Annotated in this window: 14 protein-coding genes; 6 read left to right on the plus strand and 8 right to left on the minus strand. The window is 56.3% G+C overall.

Going from position 1 to position 21,627, the window contains the following annotated elements; translation table 11 throughout:
- Nucleotides 1-522 precede the first annotated feature (522 nt).
- Complete coding sequence (locus tag V9K67_RS25815; RefSeq protein ID WP_336727805.1) at nucleotides 523-1,557, plus strand: sensor histidine kinase; 1,035 nt, start codon at nucleotides 523-525, stop codon at nucleotides 1,555-1,557.
- A gap of 53 nt (nucleotides 1,558-1,610) precedes the next feature.
- Here the strand turns inward: V9K67_RS25815 and V9K67_RS25820 are convergent, their stop codons facing one another.
- Genes V9K67_RS25820 through V9K67_RS25830 form a run of 3 tightly spaced genes read right to left on the minus strand, consistent with a single transcriptional unit; the run spans nucleotide 1,611 to nucleotide 8,748 of the window.
- Entirely contained in the window at nucleotides 1,611-3,500 is a 1,890-nt protein-coding gene (locus V9K67_RS25820; protein WP_336727808.1) for a glycoside hydrolase family 2 protein, read from the minus strand.
- A 16-nt stretch (nucleotides 3,501-3,516) separates the two neighbouring features.
- Nucleotides 3,517-5,451 (minus strand): RagB/SusD family nutrient uptake outer membrane protein, encoded by a 1,935-nt coding sequence (locus tag V9K67_RS25825; protein WP_336727811.1) that lies wholly within the window; start codon nucleotides 5,449-5,451, stop codon nucleotides 3,517-3,519.
- A gap of 12 nt (nucleotides 5,452-5,463) precedes the next feature.
- On the minus strand, nucleotides 5,464-8,748 hold the full coding sequence (locus V9K67_RS25830) for a SusC/RagA family TonB-linked outer membrane protein (protein ID WP_336727813.1): 3,285 nt from the start codon (nucleotides 8,746-8,748) through the stop codon (nucleotides 5,464-5,466).
- Between the two features lie 225 nt (nucleotides 8,749-8,973).
- Between V9K67_RS25830 and V9K67_RS25835 the strand changes: the two genes are divergently transcribed.
- The gene (locus tag V9K67_RS25835) at nucleotides 8,974-12,120 is read left to right on the plus strand and encodes a ligand-binding sensor domain-containing protein (protein ID WP_336727815.1); all 3,147 of its coding nucleotides are present in this window, start codon (nucleotides 8,974-8,976) and stop codon (nucleotides 12,118-12,120) included.
- Between the two features lie 43 nt (nucleotides 12,121-12,163).
- The gene (locus V9K67_RS25840) at nucleotides 12,164-12,940 is read left to right on the plus strand and encodes a response regulator transcription factor (RefSeq protein ID WP_336727817.1); all 777 of its coding nucleotides are present in this window, start codon (nucleotides 12,164-12,166) and stop codon (nucleotides 12,938-12,940) included.
- 76 nt (nucleotides 12,941-13,016) lie between these two features.
- On the opposite strand, the gene V9K67_RS25845 is transcribed toward V9K67_RS25840, so the two are convergent.
- Genes V9K67_RS25845 through V9K67_RS25855 form a run of 3 tightly spaced genes read right to left on the minus strand, consistent with a single transcriptional unit; the run spans nucleotide 13,017 to nucleotide 16,842 of the window.
- Nucleotides 13,017-13,157 (minus strand): DUF8487 domain-containing protein, encoded by a 141-nt coding sequence (locus V9K67_RS25845; protein ID WP_336727819.1) that lies wholly within the window; start codon nucleotides 13,155-13,157, stop codon nucleotides 13,017-13,019.
- A 5-nt stretch (nucleotides 13,158-13,162) separates the two neighbouring features.
- Complete coding sequence (locus V9K67_RS25850; RefSeq protein WP_336727821.1) at nucleotides 13,163-13,492, minus strand: hypothetical protein; 330 nt, start codon at nucleotides 13,490-13,492, stop codon at nucleotides 13,163-13,165.
- Entirely contained in the window at nucleotides 13,492-16,842 is a 3,351-nt protein-coding gene (locus V9K67_RS25855) for a DUF5107 domain-containing protein (protein WP_336727822.1), read from the minus strand. The genes V9K67_RS25850 and V9K67_RS25855 overlap by 1 nt, the downstream gene beginning before the upstream one ends.
- Nucleotides 16,843-16,994: 152 nt before the next feature.
- On the opposite strand from V9K67_RS25855, the gene V9K67_RS25860 reads away from it, so the two are divergent.
- Entirely contained in the window at nucleotides 16,995-17,888 is an 894-nt protein-coding gene (locus tag V9K67_RS25860; protein WP_336727825.1) for an AraC family transcriptional regulator, read from the plus strand.
- A 14-nt stretch (nucleotides 17,889-17,902) separates the two neighbouring features.
- Here V9K67_RS25860 and V9K67_RS25865 read toward each other — a convergent pair whose 3' ends face one another.
- The gene (locus V9K67_RS25865; RefSeq protein WP_336727826.1) at nucleotides 17,903-19,243 is read right to left on the minus strand and encodes a sugar porter family MFS transporter; all 1,341 of its coding nucleotides are present in this window, start codon (nucleotides 19,241-19,243) and stop codon (nucleotides 17,903-17,905) included.
- Nucleotides 19,244-19,424: 181 nt separating this feature from the next.
- Between V9K67_RS25865 and V9K67_RS25870 the strand changes: the two genes are divergently transcribed.
- The gene (locus V9K67_RS25870; RefSeq protein WP_336727828.1) at nucleotides 19,425-20,765 is read left to right on the plus strand and encodes an MATE family efflux transporter; all 1,341 of its coding nucleotides are present in this window, start codon (nucleotides 19,425-19,427) and stop codon (nucleotides 20,763-20,765) included.
- A gap of 56 nt (nucleotides 20,766-20,821) precedes the next feature.
- Complete coding sequence (locus V9K67_RS25875) at nucleotides 20,822-21,358, plus strand: pyridoxamine 5'-phosphate oxidase family protein (protein WP_336727830.1); 537 nt, start codon at nucleotides 20,822-20,824, stop codon at nucleotides 21,356-21,358.
- An 88-nt stretch (nucleotides 21,359-21,446) separates the two neighbouring features.
- On the opposite strand, the gene V9K67_RS25880 is transcribed toward V9K67_RS25875, so the two are convergent.
- Nucleotides 21,447-21,627, minus strand: a 181-nt coding sequence (locus V9K67_RS25880; RefSeq protein WP_336727832.1) for a hypothetical protein, incomplete at its 5' end; no start/stop codon positions are given.

Below are 21,627 nucleotides of genomic sequence, written 5' to 3' on the forward strand. Positions count from 1 at the left end.
TTAACTCATCAACTTACGTTCCTCTTAACTGGCCTTGTTTCATCGAAACGGGTGGCTCGCTTTTACCGAAATACACACATAACGGCCTTTACCACTGTTTTGCCGGGCCTGGTAGGCATGAATCCCTTTACAGCGCTGAGCTTTATCGCTATGGCGGTATGGCAGTTGCGGTACCTTGAGGTTCCAAGGCAAAAGAGCCGGCGTACGCATGCCGTGATGTGGGCATTAGCTGCATTCGTTTTGCTGGTGGGCGGCCTGCGGCTCGTGGATATTATCGCCGGAACGGATTATGCATTTGACGACCTGCTTTATTCCGGGCGGCTTGAATACGGTTTTATTTCCCCGATCACTGCCTTTTCCTTTACATTATTCGCGCTCACCATGATCCTGGCATTACTTTTTAAGCGCAGGCACAACCTTGTTTTATTTTTTCTGACACCTGTCTTCCTGCTCTCTATCGTTTCCTTGTTTGGCTATATAATTAATGAAAATGACATTTTTACGCTAAAACCCTTTAAGCCGATGGCGCTGCATACCACCGTATGCTTCCTGGCGTTCGTGATCTGCTTTCTTTTTTTGTTTTCCCAAAACGTGTTTACTCTTACGGTTTTCAGCAAGGGACCGGGGGGCTTTATTGCCCGGAGGCTGATACCATATATAATTGTAGTTCCCCTGGCGCTGGGTTTTCTCCGCTACCAGGGCGAACGGTGGGGTTTGTACGATACAGGCTTTGGCGTGGCCATCGTTGTCGTGGGCTTCCTGTTTACGTTTGTGATCGTGGTGGTGCACCAGGCGCGTCATTTAAACAGCATGGACCAACAGCGGACAGCGGCCGAGAACAAGGTACAGCAACACGCCCGGAAGCTGGAACAGGCCAACCAGGAGCTGGAGCAGTTTACCTACGTATCCAACCACGATCTCCAGGAGCCGCTGCGCAAGATCCTCACCTTCGCCGATATGGTGAAGGCGGACAGCTATGACAAACTCACGGAAGCGTCCCGGAAAAAGTTTGACCGGATGGTTGTTGCCGCACACAGCATGAGGGCTGCCTTGAAGGCAGTATTGGCGTTTATTGCGCTGAACCGCAAGGAGACGTTTCAACCGGTTGACCTGGGCGAAGTGCTCGGTGCGGTGCGGACGGACCTGAAGGCGGCCATCAGGGAAAAAGCGGCCACCATTCAATCGGAGAAGCTGCCCGTCCTTCAGGCGGTCCCTAAACAGATGTACCAGCTATTCTATAACCTGGTGGAGAACAGCCTGAAGTTTTCCCGGGAGGGCCAGCCGCCGGTAATTGCAATCACCTGTAGAAAGGAACCGGACCGGTACCGGGGTTACTACGAAATTTCCGTTACCGACACGGGGATCGGGTTTAAACCGGAAGCGGCCGACCAGATTTTTGTCATGTTTCAACGCCTGCACAGCAAGGAGGAATACCCGGGGACCGGTATGGGGCTTGCCCTCTGTAAAAAGGTAGTGCACAACCATGGCGGAAAAATATGGGCCGAAGGGCAACCGGCAAAAGGAGCCAGCTTTCACGTGCTGCTGCCGGTGGAATAGTTCGTACACCTGCCGGGCGCAAAAAAAATCCCCTCCATCGGAGGGGACCTTTTTTATCTTCCTGCAACCCGGTTGGAACCGGCCTTGCCTTGTTTTTTCTTTTCTTCCTGCTGCTTCATGCGTTCGTAATAGTCTTTTAACACATAAAACGCCTTTTTCTTTTCTCCTTTTTCACTGTACAATCCTTTGCGGTTCCATCCGTCCTGCATCGGGTTATTGCGCTTGGGCGACCGGAAATCGGTGAGTACCCAGGGCGCCAGGCCCACGAATTTGGCAGGCATCCGCTGGAGCATGGCCACCTGCTCCCGGTAATACCATTCCTGGTACTCTTCGGAAAAGATGGTCAGCGAGTCGCCGTGGAAGCCGGCCTTGGCACCGCCCCCCGTTTCACTGATGAAGAGGGGTTTGTTGTAGGGCGTATTCCAGTTGGTGGTGCGGCAGGCGCTCGGAAGCTTGCCGTACCAGCCCAGGTATTCATTGAAGGAGACGATGTCCACATAAGCCCCCAGGGGATCATCCACCAGGTTCAGGTCCTTGCCGGAAGCATAATGCACTTCCAACGCCGCTGAAACCAGGCGGGTGCTGTCCATCTGCCGGGCAGCGGCGATCAGGTTGCGCATAAACTCGGTGCGTACCGGGCTGACCGGCGTTTCGTTGCCTACCGACCAGATGATGATGCTGGCCCGGTTGCGGTCGCGGGTGATCATTTCCCCCAACTGGGTTTTGGCCTTTTCATAAACGGCCTTGCTGGTGAAATCGATGGTCCAGTAGACCGGGATCTCCGACCACACTACAAAGCCCAGCGAATCGGCCGCACGGATAATGCTTTCGTCGTGCGGGTAATGGGTCAGCCGCAGCATGTTGCAGCCCAGTTCCGCAGCTTTGCCCAACAGTTTCAGCGCATCTTCTTTTCCCTGTGCCCGGCGGCCTTCCTCCCCGATTTCCGCATGGGCGCAGATGCCCCGCAGGAACAGCGGTTCCCCGTTCAGCAGCAGTTGCTCGCCGGCCGTTTCAATGGTGCGGAAACCGATCTTGTCCGTCACCACGTCCCCGGCGGTACGCAAAATCACCTCGTAGCGTTTGGGATGTTGGGGCGACCACAGTTGCAGGGCGGAAACCGGGAGGGTAAACGATACCTCGGTGCCCGATGCGGCGACCTGCTTTTTGACCTTCAGCTCCGGGATTTCCACGGTCAGGTTGCCGGTATAGGGTTCGGCTAGTTGTACCCAGCCGCTGATCTCGGCCTTTTTGGAATTAGGCTTTTTGCCGGCAGCCCCCTTTTTCAGCTGCACCGAAAAATTCTGGATGTAGGCCGGCGGTACTTCCACCAGTTCCACGCTGCGGGTAATGCCGCCATAGTTCCACCAGTCGGTATTGACGGTGGGCACTTCTTCCTTACTGCGCTTGTTGTCCACCCTAACGACCAGGAAATTATCCTTCGGGAGCAGCAGGTTTTGGGGGATCTCGAAATTGAAGGGGGTAAAGCCGCCGGTATGCCGCCCCAGCTTTTTGCCGTTGAGGTACACGTCGGCCGCATAGTTCACCGCGCCAAAATACAGGAATACCCGGTTGCCCGCCTTTTCCGCTGCATAATCAAAACTGCGCTGGTACCAGACCGTTCCTTCGTAATACAAAAACTTCGGGTCCTGGGCATTCCAGTCGCCGGGAACCTGCAGCGTGTAGCGGTCGGTATAGCCGTGCTCTTTGCGGTCGGTCTTTGATTTTTGTACCGGCCGGTTCCAGTACGCTTCGGGATCGCCGGGGCTGCGCTCCCGGAACCGGTAGTCGTAATAACCCGTTTCATAGGGATCGATGATGTACTGCCAGGTGCCGTTGAGCGAAGTGGTCTTCCGGGACAGCCCGGGGTTGAGCAGCGGCTCCTGCGCTGCCGCCGACAGGGCCAGCAGCAGCAAAAGAAAACCGCTTAAGAGTGTGTTCTTCATGTACGAGAATTTATCATTATTGTTTGTCTTCATCTGCTATGGCTTCCTGCCAGGTTTGCCATTGGGCTACGTCGGCGTTGTAGCCGCTGTAGCCGGGGTTTTGCCGGAGCGGGGCGCCGCCGTTGGCATTGATGGCCGTCTGCGGGATGGGCCAGTTGATGTTGTGGGGCGCCATGGTGTAGGAGCGGTTGCGCACCGACACCTTGCCTTTGTTGTAAAAATCGCTGTAGTGCTGGATGCGCTGGAACCAGTAACTGTTCCGGTCCAGGTTATCCACGCTATACGTATTTCCCCACTCGTCGGCCTTGCCGCTCAGGGCCAGCGAATACGACACCCGGCTCAACTCGGTAAACCGCCATTCTTCCATATTCAGTTCACGGGCGCGTTCATCCATGATATCGCCCAGGGTTACGGTTGTATATAACTGGGTACATTTGGCCCGTTGCCGTACCGAATTTACGTCGGCCGTGGCACCCGCGATATCGCCTTTATAAAACTTTGCCTCGGCCCGCAGTAAATAGGTTTCCGCCAGGCGGTAGCAATACCAGTCGCCGGCGCCGCCCCGGTGGTTGACCTCGTTGGGCGCCTGCGTTTCATTGGGGTCTTCGATGTAATACTTGTAGTGCGGCCAGTCAAACCAGCCCCGGATGGTATCGGTGCACAGCAGCTCGCCGTTGGCAGCGCGCAGGCGCAGGTTTTTGCCAAACCAGGCGGTACTGGCCGGGTCGTTGTATTTGAGGGAGTCCATCCGTGCCCAGTTGCCCACGGTGCTGTTGTGGCGCAGGTCGCCGCCGTCGTTCACGCCGTTCACCAACCAGAGCGAATGCTGGGCGAAGTAGGTGGGACGGATCTGGGCGGAGCCCCTGCCGATGGCATGAACGTACGCAAACGCTGCCCGGAAGTTGGCATTGGAGGGAGCGTAAAACCGCACCGCCTGCCGGCCGTCCGGCGCCTTGGTGGCGGCGTAATCCAGAAAAGGCGTCCACACCCGCATGGTATTCATCTTGACCCCCATGTCGGTATTGATGCGGTTGGGCATTACCAAAATGGCTTCCTTGTTCGCGCCGATGCCCTTGTTTTCCGGGCGGTGCAGGTCCCAGATCACGTTGCGGGTGATAGGCCAGGTTACCGGGTAGGGGTTGATAAAGTTTCCAAAGTTGTTCCCCATCAGCGAATAGCCCGAGCTGCCGATCAGCAGGTCCGCCTGCTCGATCGCCTTGTCAAACTGGCCGGTGGCCAGGTAGCACTTGACCAGGAGCTGGCGGCAGGCGCCTTTGTTGACCATGCCCACCAGGGTCATGTTCTTTTGATCGGGCACCCACTGCACGGCTTTTTCCATATCGGCAGTGATCATCTGCAGGATGGCTTCCCGTTTGGTGGTTTGGTAATTCACCTTGGGTACTTCCAGCAGCTTGGTCACCAGCGGCACGTCCTTGAACTGGAAACAAAGCGCCAGGTAGCGGAAGGAGCGGTGGAAGAACGCCCGGCCCCGGTATTCGTTGCGGGTGGCGGAGTCCAGGCCTTCGACGTTTCCGATAAAGCTGAGTACGGTGTTGGCATACTTGATGCCGTTGTAGGTCTCGTTCCAGAAGTACGGCAGCTGCTCGGGCATGTCGGTGGGCGTCAGCCGGGTGGCGATGTCGGCCAGGATGTTGCCGTCATCGGTTTTGCCGGCCACCGCCAGGTCGGAGAACATGTATTCCGTGGTGATCGGCAGGGCAAAGTCCTGGTATTGGAAATAGGTCCAGTACGAACGCAAATGGCGGTCGCAGGTGGCCATGGCCGCATCCAGGCCCGCCCGGGTGGAGAATGTCTGTCCCGGTTCGTAGAAGGACAGCGGATCGGGCTGCAAAAACTCTTTTTTACAACCGGCCAGGGCGCCCATAGCCAGGGAGGCTGCCAGGGCGATGCCTGCAAATTTATTTTTAGTAGAAGTAAACGACTTTTTCATGTTTCAGTTGCTTTATAATCCAATGTTGATTCCGGCTGTAAAAATTCGGGGGGCGAGGCCGCCGGTCTCCACATCCCAGATGTTCCAGTTCCTGTCTTTTTTCCAAACGGCTACATTGCGTACGGCACCGTAAACCTTTACCCGTTCGATCCCTTTGGCCGGCAGCAGGCGGGCCGGGAGCGTATAGCCCAACGTGACGTTCTCCAGGCGGATAAACGAGCGGTCGAACAGCCTTCCCGGCGCATTGACGCCCGAAGGCCCCTTGGCGTCCAGGCGGGCCACGTGCTCCGTCGGGCGCTCCAGCGTCCAGTAGTCCTTGGCGTAGGCATTGGCCAGGTTGGTGACCAGCGAGGTGCCGTTATCCTGGTTCAGGTAGGCCGTGCTGAGGCTTTTATGTCCCCAGTAGGAGTACATGTTGAAGGAGAAGTTCAGGCCCTTGTAGGAAAGATCGTTGCGCAGCGACCACATGACCGGCGGCGCCGACTGGCCCAGGAACTCTTTGTCGTTGTCGTTGTACACCGGCGTTACCGTGCCGTTGGCATTCTTGATATCGTCCGCCGTGTAGTTGTTGGCTACCTTGGGATCACCGGGGCGTTGCCCGTAGCGGGCGGCTTCGGCCGCTTCGCCTGCCTGCCAGATGCCCGTTACCCGGTAGTTCCAAATCGCGCTGACCGGCTGACCGATAAACCAGCCGTTGGCCAGGTCGCTGCGCTCCTTGGTGCCGATCACATTCCCTTCGGCATCCAGGATGTTGTCGTTCACGTAGTACAGGTGCTCGATGGTGTTTTTGTATTTCGAAAAACCGAGCGTGCTGTTCCAGTTGAAGTCCTTACTCCGGATGTTTTGCGAATTGACCGTGAGCTCGAAGCCGCGGTTCATCACTTTGCCGAGGTTGGTGGTAATGCTGGAAACACCGGAGAACTGCGGAAGGGTGCGGTTCATGATCATATCCACCGTGGGGGTGATATAATAATCCACCGTGCCGGAAATGCGGTTGTTCAAAAAACCGAAGTCGAGGCCGGCATTGAGCGATTCGGTCTTTTCCCAGGAGAGGTTCGGGTTGGCCAGGCGGTTGACGCTCAGGTAACGGTACTGAATAAGGTTGCCGCTGGCGTCCAGGTAGCCCATGGTGGCGCCGATGCCCGCACCCAGGTTGGCCAGCGCCAGGTAGGGGTCGCCCAGGTCGCGGTTGCCATTCTGCCCCCACGACAACCGCAGCTTGCCCATCGTCAGCGGCTTCCATTTTAAAAAGTCCTCTTCGGTAAAGGTCCAGGCAAGGGCCGCCGACAGGAAGGTGGCCCTGGGGTTGGAGGTGCCGAAGGCCGAGTACCCGTCGCGGCGCACCGAGGTGGTCAGCATATACCGCCCTTTGTAGGCGTAAAACAGGCGGGCCAGCATACCGTCCGCGGTTTCCCTGGTATCGTCGGAATTGAAGCTGCTGCGGTTCTTGTCGCCGTAAAGGGTTTCATGATAGCCCAGGGCATCGGAGGGCAGGATGTTGCGGGCCTCCACCCGGTCCTGCCAGTACTGCCTTTTTTCGGCCTCCTGCACCAGGGTCATGTTGACGCGGTGGTCGCGGGCAAAGGTCTTTTCCCAGTTCAGGGTGTGGTTCAGCGACCAGTCGAAGCGCTTGGCCTGCTCGCGGTTCACCAACCCGTTGGTTCCGCGCCAGTCGGGGTGTTGCGACGACTCCCAGTAGCGGTCGTGGAAGAAGGAATAGCGGGGCGAGGTGTTGAAGGAATAATTAATGTGGAAGGGCAGCTTTACCTTGGCGCTCAGGATGGTGTTGAAGATGGTAAAGCCCCGGTCCAGGTCGCGGTAGCGGAGGTCGTAATCATAGTTGTAGCCGTAGTTGTTCACCATCAGGTCGCCCATGGGGTGCACCAGCAGGCTGCCGGCGGCATCCTTATAGCTGGCGAAGGGGGCATTGACGGTAACCTGCCGGTTCCAGTCCACGGCCAGGCCGCCGTCGGACCGGTCCTGGAAGTTGATGTTGCCGCTCAGGTCCAGCCATTTGGTGACTTTGCTTTCCAGCTTCAGGTTCGAGCGGATAGCCCTGTAGTTGTCGCCTACGGCCACCCCTTCGTTGGACAGGTAGCCCATCGACATATAGTAGTTCGAATTGGCGGAAGCCCCCGACACGCTGATGTTGTAATCCTGGTTCTGCCCCTTCCGGAAGGTATGGTCGTACCAGTCGAAGGTTTGGCCGTTGAGGTAGTTGGTGAGCGCCGTGCCCTGCATCAGGAGGCGTTTGGCCCAGATCTCCTCGTCCGCTGCGCCGGCATTGGTGGCCGCGGTATAGGCCCGCCACTGGTCCAGCGTAATGCCGTATTTGTCCAGGTTCTCCTGCGTGGGCCGCAGGTGGTAGCCGGGCTGGTTTTTAAACGAGGATTGGTAGGCCTCGTAGTTGCCGGTGGTGGCGTTCAGGCCGTAGGTGGGCGCCGTATACCAGTCCTGGCGGTACTGCATATAGCCTTCCGCGCCAAAGACGTTGCGGTGGGCGCCCATGGTAGCGAGGCCGTAGTTCGAGGTGAAATTAATTTTAGGCTTGCCCTGCTGCCCCTTTTTGGTGGTAATGATCAGGACGCCGTTGGCCGACTTCGCGCCATAGATCGAGGCCGCCGAAGCGTCTTTGAGCACGTCGATCTGGGCAATGTCGTCGGGGTTGATCTCCGACAGCTCGCCATAGAAGATCATGCCGTCCAACACCAGCAGGGGATCGTTGTGGCCGGCGCTGTTGAACACCGAGCGCTGCCCCCGGATCTGGATGGAGCCGCCGCCTTTGGCCGACGGGTCCAGGCCGATACTGAGGCCCGGCGTGCCCCGCAGCACGTCCTGCACGGTGTTGGGGTTCTGGTCGGCGATCTTGTCGGGGCGGATCTGTACGATCGATCCCGTCAAATCCTTTTTGCGGGCCTGGCCGTAACCGATCACCACCACTTCGTTCATGGCCGGCCCGCCGGCCTGGCTGAGGGTGATGGTTACGATGCCGTTTTGCGGCACCACGATTTCTTTGGCGTCGAAGGCAACGTGGCTGACCACCAGGGTGGCGCCCGAAGCCGCTGTAAGGGTAAAATGGCCCTTTTCGTCGGTCTGGGCCGCAACGGTCGAGCCCTTTACCTGCACCGTGGCATGGGCAATGGCGCTGTCGCCGGCCACGACGCGGCCGGAAACATTTTGCTGGGCCAGAAGAGCAGAAGATGCGAATAAAGAGGAAGTGAGCAACAGCAGCCGGAGTTTTTTGGAGAAACCGGGCGGTCGTCCCCTAAGGGGGCGAACAGGCAAGCGTACGTTCATGACAGGAATCGTTTTATTGAATGATTTACTGAAGCGTAAAATTGACATTTAAAAACCGGCTCCCTTCCATGGATCGTTCAGCAACTTCGACGAAAAGTCCGGATTTTGTTTTGCCCCTTTTTCTACATTTTTTTCCGGAGTATTCTGTTATCTTCCGTTTTATTCGCCTCTAAACCAATACGATTGCAGGCCCTCCGGTTCCTATTTTTATCCTTACTTATACTCTTGTCCCGAGCTTCGCTGCTGGGGCAGCCGTACTATTTCCGGCAATACAGCGTGGAAAACGGCCTTTCCCATAATGCGGTCCTGTGCAGCCTGCAGGACAAGCGGGGCTTTATGTGGTTCGGCACCAAGGACGGGCTGAACCGCTTTGACGGCTACACCTTTAAAGTTTTCAGGAAAACGGCCGGCAAGCCCGGAAGCATCGGCAACAACTCGATCCATGCGCTGTACGAAGATCGTTTGGGCACCCTGTGGGTGGCCACCGACGAAGGCCTGTACCAATTTTTTGAAAAAACGGAAAAGTTCCGCCTGATGCCGGCCACCGGCAGCCTGTATATCCATAAGATCGCAGGGGATGCAAAGGGCAACCTGTGGCTGATCTCCCGGTATGGATTGAGCCGGTATAACCCGAAAACGAACCAACTGGTATCCTACCCTCCTCAAAAATTTTTCCTGGCGACCAGCATCTGCACCACGCCGGACGGAACCGTTTGGGTGGGCACCTCGGGCGGGCAGCTGCAGCGGTACCTGCCCCGGAGCGACTCCTTTTCGGGCTTTGACCTGTTTGGGCATTCCAAGCCCGCCAAGAGCAGGTGGATCGAAAGCTTGTACACCACCGCGGATGGCTCTTTGCTGGCGGGCACTTCCCATAACGAGATCAAGCTCATTGACCCGGCCCGTTCCACCTACCAGGACATTACCCTGCCCAACAGCGGGCAAAGCGACCTGTTTATCCGGGCCATCCAGCAAACGGCTCCCGATGAATTCTGGCTGGGCACGGAGTCCGGCGTTTATAGCTACAACACCAAAACGGGCGGCACCCGGCACCTCCAGAAACGATACAACAACCCCTACTCCATTTCCGATAATGCCATTTATACCATCTGCCGCGACCGCGAAGGCGGCCTTTGGGTGGGCAATTATTTCCGGGGCCTCAATTACCTGCCCCGCCAGCAAACGCTGTTTACCAAGTATTTTCCCAAAGAAGGCGAAAACTCCCTGAGCGGCAACGTGGTCGGTGAAATCCAAAAGGACCGGCAGGGGAATTTATGGATCGGCACCGAAGATGCGGGGCTTAATAAACTGGATCCTGTTACCGGGAGGTTTACGGCCTATCAACCCGGCGGCCCCTCGGGCATTTCCTTTTTCAATATCCATGCCCTGCTGGCTACCGGGAATGAGCTGTGGATCGGTACGTTCAACCATGGGCTGGATATCCTGGATACCCGCACGGGCAAAGTGATCCGGCATTATACTGCCGGGGAAAGCGGGTTTACCAGCAACTTTATTTATTGCCTGTACCCAACCGATTCCGGCCAGGTGCTGATGGGTTCGCCACGGGGCGTTTTTACCTATAACCGGCAGCAAGACCGGTTCGAGACCTTTCCGGGCCTGCCGCCCGGCCTCTGGTATACGTCGTTGGTAAAAGATAAAAAAGGCGTTTTCTGGGGCGGAACTTTTGGAAACGGGTTACAGATGTTTGATCCGGCCACGGGTACTACCCGCACCTTTACCCATAGCGAAAAAGACCCGAACAGCCTGGGCAGCAACGGGGTCAACTCCGTCTTTGAAGACAGCCGCGGCCACCTTTGGGTGGCCACGGAGGATGGGTTGTGCCAATGGAACGAAGGCTCGGCCCATTTCACCCGCTACGGTACGGCCAACGGCTTTCCCAGCGACTTTATGCTGTGCATCCTGGAAGACCGGCAGCAACAGCTTTGGATCAGCACGACAAAGGGGCTGGTGCGTTTCCATCCCCCTTCCGGCAGGCTGCAGGTGTTTACCACGGCCAGCGGGTTGCTCAGCGACCAGTTCAACCACCGGTCCGCCTTCAAAGACGAGCAGGGCCGCATGTACTTTGGCAGCGCCAAAGGCCTGGTCAGCTTCCAGCCGGAAGCAGTGGTGCCGGAAACCTTTCACCCTCCGGTCTATATCACCGGCTTCCAGGTGAATAACCAGGAGCTGCTGATCGACAGTCCCGGTTCGCCGTTAAAGGAATCCATTACCTACACCCCCACCCTTACGCTGGCACACGACCAGTCCACCTTCAGCATTGATTTCGCTGCCTTGAACTTTACCGCCCCCGGGATGGTGCAATATGCCTACCAGGTGGAAGGCCTTTCGCCCAAATGGATCAACCTGAAACAAAACCGGCGGGTCTATTTTACCAAATTGTCCCCCGGCACCTATAGGTTCCATGTCAAGGCGATTCCCAGTGACGGCACCCTGCGCGGGCCGGAAACAAAACTGACCATAAAGATCCTGCCGCCCTGGTGGGCCAGCCGGTGGGCCTACACGGCCTATGCCCTGCTTTTGCTGCTGCTGGTATCCTTCATCGTGCGCTCGTACCACCGGCGCATAGAAGAAAAGAACCGGCGGAGATTCGAATTGCTGGAAATAGAAAAGGAAAAAGAGATCCTCAAAATGGAACTGGCCAAGGAGAAGGAAGTGCTGCAGGCCAAGGTGGACTTTTTTACCAATGTGGCCCACGAGATCCGGACGCCCCTGACCCTCATCAAGGTGCCCCTGGAAAAGGTCATTGCCAAAGCCGGGAACATCCCGGGCATAGAGAACAGCCTTAAAATTATGGACCGCAATGCCAACCGGCTGATCGACCTGACGAACCAGTTGCTGGATTTTAGGCAAACCGAGATCAAAAAGTTCCATTTGTCCTTTGAGCAGGTGGACATTTCCGCCCTGTTGCAGGAAGCCTGTGCCGCCTTTCTTCCCCTGGCCGAACAGGAGGGTCTTTCCCTGTCCCTGCAGCTCCCGGAAGCGCCCTGCCGGGCCTTTGTGGATGTGGACGCTTTCAATAAAATCATCTATAACTTATTCAGTAATGCCGTGAAATATGCCCAAAGCAAGGTTTTCGTCCTTTTAAAGCTGCAGGGAGACAATGCCGCTTCCTTTACCATCCTGGTAAAAAATGACGGGTACCTGATTCCGGAATCTTTAAAGGAAAAGATCTTCGAACCTTTTTTCCGTATCCGGGAAACCGAGTCGGAAACCGGCACCGGCATTGGGCTGGCGCTTTCCCGTTCCTTAACAGAGCTGCATAACGGCGTCCTGGTGCTCGAGCCTTCCGAAGGCGATCTGAATGTATTTTCGCTTACTTTACCCCTGCAGCAGGCAGCTGCAGCACCGATGTAACTGCCCGGGTCTCGTTTTAGATCATTAAAGTGTTTATGAAACCATGAAGCCTACTATACTTTTGGTGGAAGACAATAAGGAAATGGTGGAAGTTCTTACCGATGTCCTGGAAGAACAATACCGGGTCCTGGCCGCACGAAACGGCCAGCTGGCGCTGGCCCGGATAGGAGTAGAAACGGTTGATCTGATCATCAGCGACGTGATGATGCCGATCATGGACGGATTTGAGCTGTGCAAGATCATCAAATCCAACTTCGAGTACAGCCATATTCCAATAATCCTGTTAACGGCCAAAAACACCATTCAATCGAAGATCGAAGGACTGGAGCTGGGCGCCGATGCCTATATTGAAAAACCCTTTTTGACCAACCATCTGCGCGTGCAGATCGCCAACCTGCTTTCCAACCGCAACAAGCTCAAAGAATATTTTGCCCAGTCGCCGGCGGTGCAATTAAAAAGCGTTGCCCATACGCGGCCGGATGCCCTTTTTCTGGATAAGCTCAATGGGGTCATCCAGGCCAACCTGGACGACCCGGAACTGGACGTGGACCAGCTAACCCGCCTCATGAATATGAGCCGCACCAATTTATTCAGTAAAATAAAATCCCTGACCAACCTGACGCCCCATGAACTGGTCAACATCACCCGGCTGAAGAAAGCCGCGGAACTGTTGTCCGACCGGCAATACAAGATCTATGAGATCGCGGCCATGACCGGCTTTGGCTCCCAAACCAATTTTGGAAGAAATTTTCTGAAGCAATTCGGCATGCCCCCCACCGAATACCAAAAACGGATGCAGTCCGACGAGCCGGGTCAATAGCCGGGTTGATTCCAATGTTTTGAGTTCCTTTATACCGGCGCCACCGGCGTATTTACCAGCAGCGGCATGGCAGCCCTTATTGCCGCAGGGACAGCCCTGTTTGCTTTCCGGAAATCAGCGAACGGAGGTGCATCCGGTGGAACAACAGGCCCATGGTGCCCGGCTGGTTGGGAAAATGGACCGGGCTCCAGAATACGGGCGCAAAACGTCCCTGCACGCCTTTTAGCTGGGCGGTATCCGGGTTGAACAATCCGGTGGGGCGTACCAGGCAGCTCCTATGTAGGAATGGTTCCGGGTAAGATTCAGCAGGAGGTCCTTTTTTAATTCGTCCGGGCTAAGGCCGGGGGATTTCCCCATCGCGGCATCGTCCAGGGTGCCGGGGAGCTGAATGGGCCTTTCAAAGTTCTGGCGGTACCACTGTTGTTGCACCCCTGTATTTTCCGGGTCCGGCTTTACCTGCCAGCTGCCGGCCAGCGACAGGATTTTCTGCGCCCCGCCCTGCAGGGTGGCGCAACAGCAGGCACACAGGATAAGTAGTCTGTATGGCTTCATTATTGTTCAATGAGGGTGATAAAATCTGCCATCTGTTGATGCACGGCCGCACCCTGGTGGTTCACATCCAGGCTGAGTACTTCACGGAAACAGGCCTCCGCCTGGGCTATTTGACCGTTCGCCAGGCCCAGCTGGCCCAGGCCCTCCAGGTACCGGCAATGGACTTTATTGCGCAGGTCCAGGTCGGCATCAAACACCAGCAGGTCGGGGAGCGAAACGGCGAAGTAATCAATGCTGATGGTGTCGTTTTGGTGTTGCTGCCCGAAGTCGATCAGCCTTTTGAAGATGGCCGCAGCCTTTTGGGGCTCGCCCAATTTTATCCAGGCCAGCCCCTGGTAAAAGATCTTGTCGGGCTGGGGGTCATTGTAAAAGATGGCCTGCACGGGCTCGCTGATGCCCTGGGTAGCTTGTTGGAAATACGCTTTCGCCAGCGCTGCATCGCCCAGCTGTTCGTACGCCAGTCCCTTCAGGTAATGGATGTCGTTCTCCTGCGTGCCAAAGAGTTTTCCTTCTCCCAGGTTCGACGGGTAATTTTCCGCCTCCTCCAGCCGTTGCAAGGCCACTTCCGCCCGGCCCTCTTTCAGCGCTTCCTTTGCCAGCTCCAGGTGGCACAGCAGGTACTGGCCCACCACCTTTCCTTCACCTCCCTCCCAGGGGTGGAAGACAAAGGCCGCGATCAGGTCTTTCGCCTGCCCATATTCGCCCAGGTTGTTATAGAGGGTCACCCGTTCCAGGTACAGGTCTTCCCGCGAGGCCACCAGGGGCAGGTAGTTTTCCAGAAATTCCAGGCGCTGCCGGTGCGGCGTATTCAGTTTTTTATAGAGCTGGTCCAGCTCCATCAGCACCCGGGCATCCGTGGTGTCCAGTGCAAAAGCCTTCTCCAGCGCAGCCAGCGCCTTCTGCGGGTCCTTCAGTTTGTTGTAATAAGCCAGGGAAAGGTTGCGGTGCACCGTAGGGAAACGGTCATGGATCTGCACGGAACGTTCCCAGCAGGCAATGGCCTCGCGGTACTGGCGCTTGTCGTACCACAGGTTGCCCAATAAATAGGGCGCCTGGGCATCCTGCGGGTTCAGCTCCATGGCGGTTTGCAGGACCGGCACATCCTCTATGCGGTTCGGAAAACAGAAGTCAGGATCCAGGGCAGCGGCCTGTTGGAACCAGCCGGTCGCCTGGCTATTATTTCCTTGCTGGCGGGCGAGCCATCCCAGGTAATAAAACACCATCGGGTACGGTTCCGAACCATGCTGTACATGCACCTGCAGCAGATGGGAAGCTTCGGCAAACAAGCCGGCATGGGCGTAATCAAAGGCGTACTCGATAAAATTATGCACCCAGTTGCGGCTGACTTCCAGCAGCCGGCGGAGCGCGCCCTCTGCTTCCGCAGGTTGCTCCTTTGCCGAATGGAGCAAATAGCTTTCAAACAGGCAGCCGAAGTTGAACGGGTCAATGGCCAGCGACTCGCGGATCAGGCGATGCGCTTCTGCTGCTTTATCCAGTTTTCTCAAAATAGCCACCTTCAGGTGCCGGGCGGTGTGGCTGTGGTAATTTCTCAGAAGGGATTTTTCCACCAGTTCCAGCGCCTCCTCATAATCCCCGCGCCCGCAGGCGATTCGGGCCAGGTTCAGGTAGCCGGCCTGCTGCCAGGCGTCGTTCCAGACGCTTTTGTAAAAGGCATCGAAGGCTTCTTCCTTGCGGCCCAGCATGTTTAACGCCCAGCCCAGGTTGTAGTAAGCTTCTCCGTCGTAGGGGTTGGGGTTGCGCTGGGTGAGGGTGGCGATCGCCTTCCGCAGGAAGGGTTCCGCTTTGGCAAATTGCCCGCGGCGCAGGTGCCAAAGGCCCATGGCATTGTTGCACCGTACGTCTTTTTCGTCGCGGCGGAGGGCTTCCTCGTAATAATCCGTGGCCACGTAGGTGGCATGGCGGTACTGCTCGATGTGCAGGCCCGTCAGGTACAGCTGTTCATTATTTTCCACCTCCTGCGGCCGTTTAGCGGCCTGTGCCGGTGCCGGGATTTCCTGCTCCACGGCCTGCTCCTGCCGGTAGCTGACCAGCACTTTGTTCGTTTCCAGGTTGGTCACCACCAGCTGTATCGCTTCGGGGGCGAGGACCTCCGGGAGGGTGATGGTTTTCAGGTAAGGCGTTTGGGGCCCGCTGCTGACCACCTCGCTGAACAGCTCTTCCCCGCCCCGCAGCAGGGCGATCTTCACCTGGCGGTAGGGGGCGGTGAGGTACAGTTTTACGTCCGCTTCGCTGCCCCTTACTTCCAGGCCGGCCACGGCCTCTTTGGTGGCATTTTTCACCACCCCTACTTCCCGGTAGGGCATGAAATACTGCACAAAGGTCTTTTCCTCGAAAGGCTGCAGCCAGGTAAAGTCCGGCTGGTTGTCGGTATATACGCCGGTCATCAGCTCGATGTAGGGGCCGTCTTCATCGGTAAGGTTGCGGTCCCAGGCCTGGCCGAAGGCGCCGTGCCCCCAGGTCCACTGCTTCTTGCCGGGAGAGATGTGGTGGTCCGCCACGTGCAGCAGGCCGCCCTGCGTATCGTGCTCGTAGCCGCCGATAAAATTGTATTTGGACGTAATGGCCATGTAGGAGGTGGGTACCGGGATGTTCTTGTAGCGGGAGATATCGGTTCCCGGCGCATAGTCCACTCTGTAGTAGGTGCCTTTGGCGATGGGAAAGGACGAAACGTCGCGTTTGCCGTGGTCGAAAACGGCGTAGACATCCGGCGGGAAAATGGACTGGTAATGGTCGTTCACCTTGACGGCGGGGTTGGCCCACCACAGGAAGGTTTGCGGAAAGGGCGTGCGGTTATAGAGCTTCCCCCTGATCTCGATATAGGCCTTGTCGGGGTGCAGGGTAAAGCCGGCCATGCCCTTGGTGCGGAACATGCGCTCCACCTCGTTCACCCAAACGGTCTTGCTGCCGTCGCTGTGCTCTTCGATGGTGTAATCCACGGGTTCAAAGGTGCTGGGGCGGTGGTGCTGGGGCCAGTTGAATTCAATGCCCCCCGAGATCCAGGGACCGGTCAGGCCCACCAGCGCCGGCTTCACCACCTGGTTGTAGTAGATAAAATGACGCTCCTTTACCTTGTCGTAGGCCATTTGGATGCGGCCGCCCAGCTCGGGCAGTACCATGATTTTTATAAATGCATTTTCCAGGAAAACGGCTTTGTAGGCCTTGTCCACCTTCTCGTCGGATATTTTCTCGACGACGGCGTGGGGGTACACCACGCCGCTGCTGCCCTGGTACACCCGCTTTTCTAAAAACATGGGATTCTTTTCCGGCTTGCCAATGGGATAGGTAGGAATCACGAAATCTTCTACCCAGACGTTTACCTGATGCTTCATATGCGAAACTGTTCGTTAATGGATGATGTATTTAAGTGTTCAAAATAAGCACACAAAAGGCATGAAAAGCTGGAGTATATTTTGGTTTCGATAGACTATTTTATGGTCGTGCGGCGGTAAGTGCTTACTTTTATTCCTCCTAAAAATGGGCCATGTTCTCCGAACTCCAACGAAAGAAAGAAGGCTTCCAGGGGCAGAAGGCCATTGTGATCCCCCGGCAGATCCTCTCCAGCCGCTGCGCTGAAAACGACCTTATCAGCCCGTTGTACATTACCGATATCGGGTATTACCCCAAAGCCAAATACCACTACCGGGAACGGCCCCAGGGCGCCGACCAGCATATCCTGATCTATTGCCACGAAGGCCGGGGCGAAGCCAGGATCAACAACAGCCGGTACGCGATCGAAGCCGGCGACTTTTTTGTGGCGCCGCTGAAAACGGCGCATGTGTATGCCGCCGATGAAAAGGCACCATGGACTATTTATTGGTTGCATTTCAAAGGCAGCCTCTCCGATTCCATCGTCGCCCTGTTTCAGAAACAATTCAACGGCTACAAGGGTTTTTTGCAGAACAGCGAGAAGAGCATCGGCCTGTTCAACGAGATCTACGGGCAGCTGGAAAGAGGGTATGGAACCGACCAGCTGCAATATGCCAATATGTGCCTGTGGCACTTTCTGACCACGCTGGTGTACCACGACCAGCAGGATAAAGGAAGGGCGGACCGCCAGGATGCCGTGGAGAAGGCGATCGACTTTTTGAAAAACAAGACCGACCAGCTGCTGACGCTGGAAGAAATCGCCGAGGCCGTCAGTTTATCGGTGCCTCATTTTTCCTACCTGTTTAAAAAGAAGACCGGGTTCGCCCCGATCGAATATTTCAACCACCTGAAAGTACAAAAGGCCTGTCAGTACCTGTTGTTTACCGAAATGAGGGTCCGGGAGATCGCCCAGGAGCTGGGGATCAGCGATCCTTATTATTTCTCAAGGATGTTCACCAAAGTGATGGGCATGCCACCCAAGGAGTACCGGGAAAAGAAGATCCATTAAAACAGGGCACCGCATCAGTGCGGCACAAAGGAGGCCTCCACCTGTTCCAGGGTTTTGCCCTTTGTTTCCTTCACTTTCAGCCGGATGAACAAATACCCCGCCAGGCAAATGCCGGCATAGAGGTAAAAGGGTGTATAGGCCCCCAGCTTTTGCGCCAGGATCGGGAAGGTGAATACCAGCAGCGCATATGCCATCCATAAGGCCACCACCGCTATGGAGGTGCCGATGCCGCGAATTTTGTTGGGAAAAATTTCCGAGATCAGCACCCAGGTCACGGGCGCAATCGACATGGCATAGGTGCCGATGGCCGCCAGTAAAAACCAGGCAGCATGCGCCGATTTCTGCTGCAGGAACAGGGCGCTCAGGATATACAATACGGCCAGCCCGATGGCGCCGAACAGCATCAGCGGCTTGCGGCCCAGCTTATCCACCTGCCACATCGCCAGCAGGGTAAACAACAGGTTGACGATGCCGATAAAGACCGTTTGCTTTAATTGGTCTTCCTGCGAAAAGCCAATTGTCTGGAAGATGGACGTGGTAAAATTGAACACGACGTTGATGCCGCAAAACTGTTGAAATACGGCCAGCCCGATACCCACCAGCACCGCCGGCAGCACCGCTTTCTGCAGCAGGTCGCTGTATTTCGGCTTGTGCGTGTTGGCCAGGGATTCTTCAATGGAGCGGATCAGGCCGTTGGCGTAATGCGTGTCGCCGATTTTCAATAAGATCTTCCGGGCTTCTTCCGTACGGTTGCGGGAGACCAGCCACCTTGGGCTTTCCGGCAGGAACAACACCCCCGCCAGGAACAAGGCGGAAGGCACCGTTCCTAAGCCGAACATCCATCTCCAGGCGTCGGCGCCATTATCGCTCAGGGAATAATTGACGAGGTTGGTGACCAGGATGCCGGTAACGATCGTCAACTGGTTCACCGCTACCATCTTGCCCCTTACCGGGGCGGGTGCGATCTCGGCGATAAACATCGGCGACACCACGGAGGCCATGCCCACCCCGATACCGGCTAAAAACCGTGCAGCTATAAAAAAGGACAGTTGGCTGGAAACGGCCATGGCCACGGAAGAAAGAAAGAAGATGCCTGCCGCGATCAGCAGCGCCATGCGGCGGCCTTTCACTTCGGCGATCTTTCCGGCAGTAAGGCAACCAATGATGCAGCCGAAGGCCAGGGAGGCTGTCGCAAAGCCCTCCCAGTATTCATCTAATCCGAACTGTGTTTTCAAAAAAGGCAGGGCGCCGGAGATGACAGCGAAGTCGAAGCCAAACAGGTAGCCTCCCATCGCCGCAATGAAAGAGATGAACAGCAGGTAGCGCAGACTGAACTCAGATTTTGTTGACGTCATAAGGCAAGCGTTATATTCTGACACAAAAATGAATTTTATCGAATGGAAGAAAATAGACAAAAGAATGGATTTGATGGACTTTTTTATGGAAACAGTTCGGTTTAATTTTGCGCTTCCTGTGTTTAAGGGCCGCTTGCACCAACGAACAGAGGTTATTGGCTGACCTTTCTTTACCTTATTTATGCGCGACGAAGCTTCAAAAACCTTACGCCTGGCCCTGCCCATCATCATTGGCGAACTGGCCCAGATCTCCCTGCACATCATGGATACGGCCATGGTCGGGGCGATCAGTTACCGGCACCTGGCGGCCTGCGCACTGGTCATGAACGTGATGAACATTCCCTTCGTTTTCGGCATCGGCATGACGATCTCCGTTTCGCAGATGGTCTCCATGGCCCACGGCCGCCGCGACGGACAGCTGGTGTCGCATTATTTTTTCAACGGCTTTTGTATCTGCGCGCTTACCGCGCTGGTCATTTCGGCCGGGTTGCTGGCGGGGAAAAGCATCTTATCCCACCTTGGGCAGGACCCGCAGGTGGTAGCGCTGGCCCTTCCCTTCCTGGAGCTGATGGGCCTGTCGCTGATCCCCATGCTGCTGTTCATGACGTTGAAGCAGTTTGCCGACGGGCTGCAAATCACCCGGATGGCCATGTATTTTTCCCTGCTGGCCCTCCCGGTAAACGTGTTTCTGAACTGGCTGCTGATCTACGGTAACTGGGGCTTCCCGCGGCTGGAGCTGAGGGGGGCGGGATGGGCCACCCTCATTACCCGGTCGTTTATCCTGTTGCTGCTGGCGATGACGATCCTGGGGAGCAACCGGTTTAAACGGTATGTGGCGGTTCGGGGAAAGCAGTGGCGGCTGCACCCGAAAACCATACGGGAGCTGCTGGGCATCGGCATACCGAGCAGCCTGCAAATAGGGATGGAAGCGGGCGCCTTTATCGTGGCCGGCATCCTGATCGGCACCATCAGCGCCCTGGAGCAGGCCGCCCACCAGATCGCCCTGGGCTGCGCTTCGTTTACGTTCATGGTGTCGATGGGGCTGGCCCAGGCCGGCTCCATAAGGGTCAGCAATGCGTACGGCAGCCGCAACTGGCAAAAGATCACCGCTGTCGGCAAAAGCACGCTGCTGGTGGCCCTGTTGTACGGAACAGTTTGCGCGGCCGCATTCGCGCTGCTCCGCCACCAGCTTCCCGGCTTGTTCAACAAGGACACGGGGGTGTTGCAGCTGGCCGGTTCCTTACTGCTTTTTGCGGCCGTATTCCAGGTCTCCGATAGCACCCAGGCCATCGGCGCCGGGCTGCTGCGCGGCATCAAGGACGTACGGACCCCTACCCTCCTGATCGCCGTCGCTTACTGGGTGATCGGTTTGCCCGCCGGCTACCTGCTTGCCTTTATTTTCGATATGGGCGCCCGGGGGTTGTGGCTGGGCCTCATCCTGGGACTGACGTTCGCCTCCCTGTTCCTGATCCGCAGGTTTTTGGTGCTGTCGAAAAGGAACACCCTGGCGGGCAGGCCGTAGGGTGCCGGCAAAAAAGGGAACAGGTATATTTTTTGGGTTGCCGTCTTTAAAAAGATATGGACAGCATCAACCAGCAGCAGCCGGAAAAGAATTATGAAGATCTTTTGGGAAAAGATGCCCTGGAAAAGCTCCGGGAGATCAATGATAAAGCAACCGCCTGTTTTTTCTGCACGAACCTCCGCACGGGTATGCCCTTTGCCACCCGCCCCATGGCCGTACAACAACTGGACGACCAGGGCTGCTTTTGGTTTTTAAGCGCCACCGACAGCCATAAAAATGCGGAAATAGCGGCCGATCCTTCCGTGCAACTGCTTTTCCAGGGGTCGGATTATGCTGATTTTCTTACCGTTTACGGGCAGGCGACGATTTCCACGGACCGGCAAAAAATTAAAGAATTGTGGAAGCCCCTGCTGAAAACCTGGTTCACGGAAGGGGAAGACGACCCCCGGATATCAGTGATCCGGGTAGCGCCGGTGCAGGCGTATTACTGGGATGTAAAACATAACCAGGCGGTGGCTTTCCTGAAGCGCGTCGCCGGCGCTATTGTGGGAAAGACCCTGGATGATTCCATCGAAGGGCAGGTAAAGGTGTAAGCAGGAACTTTTTGAGCAGGCAAGGCCGTTGGAAAAACCGGTGCCGCTCCCTTGGACGGGCGCAGCTTCCTGCCCTTTTCCAGTCATTTTAATGGTGAAACAATGAATTTTTCTGCTGGAAAACGGCGTTGGAAGTAATGAAAAGAAATGGCTGTAAGTGGCTGTAGTAAAGGGTTTTAACTGCCGGCGGACCTGTTTTGGCATAATAGGATGACACCTGATTTGGAAATAAGGGGAGCGGAACTCCTCTTATTTTTGTGTCATCGAAA

The organism is Huijunlia imazamoxiresistens (assembly GCF_037132455.1).
GTDB lineage: Bacteria > Bacteroidota > Bacteroidia > Chitinophagales > Chitinophagaceae > Flavisolibacter > Flavisolibacter imazamoxiresistens.

What these genes read in the sequence shown, in the direction of transcription:
- V9K67_RS25860 (WP_336727825.1), top strand. Translation starts at nt 16,995, where the DNA reads ATGTTCTCCGAACTCCAACGAAAGAAAGAAGGCTTCCAGGGGCAGAAG.
- V9K67_RS25840 (WP_336727817.1), top strand. Translation starts at nt 12,164, where the DNA reads ATGAAGCCTACTATACTTTTGGTGGAAGACAATAAGGAAATGGTGGAA.
- V9K67_RS25865 (WP_336727826.1), bottom strand. Translation starts at nt 19,243, where the DNA reads ATGACGTCAACAAAATCTGAGTTCAGTCTGCGCTACCTGCTGTTCATC.
- V9K67_RS25830 (WP_336727813.1), bottom strand. Translation starts at nt 8,748, where the DNA reads ATGAACGTACGCTTGCCTGTTCGCCCCCTTAGGGGACGACCGCCCGGT.
- V9K67_RS25815 (WP_336727805.1), top strand. Translation starts at nt 523, where the DNA reads ATGGCGCTGCATACCACCGTATGCTTCCTGGCGTTCGTGATCTGCTTT.
- V9K67_RS25820 (WP_336727808.1), bottom strand. Translation starts at nt 3,500, where the DNA reads ATGAAGAACACACTCTTAAGCGGTTTTCTTTTGCTGCTGCTGGCCCTG.
- V9K67_RS25850 (WP_336727821.1), bottom strand. Translation starts at nt 13,492, where the DNA reads ATGAAGCCATACAGACTACTTATCCTGTGTGCCTGCTGTTGCGCCACC.
- V9K67_RS25875 (WP_336727830.1), top strand. Translation starts at nt 20,822, where the DNA reads ATGGACAGCATCAACCAGCAGCAGCCGGAAAAGAATTATGAAGATCTT.
- V9K67_RS25825 (WP_336727811.1), bottom strand. Translation starts at nt 5,451, where the DNA reads ATGAAAAAGTCGTTTACTTCTACTAAAAATAAATTTGCAGGCATCGCC.
- V9K67_RS25870 (WP_336727828.1), top strand. Translation starts at nt 19,425, where the DNA reads ATGCGCGACGAAGCTTCAAAAACCTTACGCCTGGCCCTGCCCATCATC.
- V9K67_RS25855 (WP_336727822.1), bottom strand. Translation starts at nt 16,842, where the DNA reads ATGAAGCATCAGGTAAACGTCTGGGTAGAAGATTTCGTGATTCCTACC.